Here is a 2,028-nt window from a genome sequence, read left to right as displayed (position 1 = left end):
CACCCGCGGAACACCGAGCACGTCACCGTAGAGCGACGCCAGCGTCTCCTCGACCGGCGACCGCGGCGCACGGAACACCCTCCCCGCGAACTCCGGTACCGGCAACGCCTTCCGATCCAACTTCCCGTTCGCCGTCAACGGCAACCGATCCACCACCATGACCACCGACGGCACCATGTACTCCGGCAGCCGCCTCATCACGAATTCTCGCAACCCCACGGAGTCGGTACCGGTCTCGGAATCGAGAACCGCATACCCCACCAACCCGGCGCCGAGAACGGTTTCTCGCGCGATCACCACTGCCTGCGACACGGCGGGATGCGACAGGAGCACCGCTTCGATCTCCCCGGGCTCCACCCGGAACCCCCGCACCTTCACCTGCTCGTCTGCGCGTCCCATGTACTCGAGGACACCGTCAGGCCTCCATCGCACCAGGTCGCCGGATCTGTACATTCGGGCACCCACCGCCCCGAACGGACATGCCACGAACCGCTCCGCCGTCAACCCCGACCGACCCAGATAACCGCGAGCCAACTGCACCCCGGCGATATACAGCTCCCCGACCACCCCCACCGGAACCGGCACCAACCCAGCACCCAGCACGAACACCCGCATGCCGGCCACTGCATCGCCGATCGGCACACTCACCAGATCACGATCACTTCGAGATTCGGGTAGCGAGTACATGGCCGCGAAGACCGTCGTCTCGGTCGGTCCGTACCCATTGACGATCCGCACGTGCAGATGGAGGGAGTCCTCGTCCGGACGCCAGCCGCGCAACCTGGTGGGATCCAGCACCTCTCCTCCGAGCACCACCGTTCGCAACACCGAACCGGTCCCCACCACCGGGTCCTCGTGCTCGACCTCGACGAACTCGTAGAACGCCGACGGCGTCTGACCGAGAACGGTCACGTGTTGCCGAACCACCAACTCCCACAACTCGATCGGTGAGCGCACCACGTCCCATTGCGCCACCACCACTCGCCCCCCGCGGACCAGCGCACCCCACAACTCCCACACGGAAAAATCGAACGCCACCGAGTGGGACCACACAATCACATCCGTTGCGTCTACACCCACACGGTCGGCGGTGCCGGCGAACAGCGACACCACGCTTCGGTGGCTCACGGTGATGCCCTTCGGAACACCTGTCGAGCCCGAGGTATACATCACGTACGCCGCAGAACCGGGTCTCAACGGGCTGATCCGATCGCTGTCGACGGGATCGTGATCAGCGCGACGCGCAACGACGGATTCAGTATTGTCGAGGTCCAGGTCCGCATCGAGCAGTATCCGGTCCAAGTCGTTGTCGGGCAGTGTGGCTACGGTGACCGAGTCGGACAGGATCAGCTGCGGAGCTGCGTCGGCGAGAATTGTCCCGGCACGAGCACTGGGATAGTTCGGGTCCATCGGCAGGTAGCTGCCGCCGGCCTTGAGCACCGCCAACAACGCTACGACCAACTCGACCGAACGCTCCAATGCGACGGCCACCAAGGTTTCTGGGCCGACCCCGGCACCGATCAGATAGTGCGCGAGCCGGTTTGCTTGTGTATTGATTTCTCGGTATGTCCAGCTCCGGTCGGAGAAGGTCACCGCTGCGGCGTCGGGTGTCGCAGTCACTTGTCGCTCGAACAGTTCCACGAGCGTGGTCTCCGAGAAGGGTGTTGTGGGATCGTTCCACGTCCGGAGTACCAACTCCCGCTCGTCGGGCTCGAGGATCTCGTACCCCTCGATCCGCCCCCGCGGATCCGCCACGACCAACTTCACCAAACGCACATACCGGGCCGCGACGGACTCCACCGTGGCCCGGTCGAACAGGTCACTCGCATACTCGACCACCCCCGCCAGACCCTGCTCCCCGTCGGGGGTGAGAGTGAACGACAAATCGAAACGCGACGTCCCCGTCGGCGCCGGCACCACCTCCCACACCACCCCGGGGAACTCGACCTCGGGAAAAGCAGTGTTCTGCATCGCAAACGACACCTGAAAGAACGGATGATAGGCCGTCGAACGAGCCGGATTCAGCAA

At 64.4% G+C, this 2,028-nt stretch carries 1 protein-coding gene; it reads right to left on the bottom strand.

Annotated elements, in window-relative coordinates; translation table 11 throughout:
• A partial coding sequence (locus ACFTWF_RS45010; RefSeq protein WP_378467530.1) for an amino acid adenylation domain-containing protein occupies positions 1 to 2,028 on the bottom strand: 2,028 nt, incomplete at its 3' end.

It is taken from the genome of Rhodococcus sp. NPDC056960 (genome assembly GCF_042674125.1).
GTDB lineage: Bacteria > Actinomycetota > Actinomycetes > Mycobacteriales > Mycobacteriaceae > Rhodococcus_F.
This window is presented reverse-complemented; position numbering and strand designations above follow the sequence as displayed.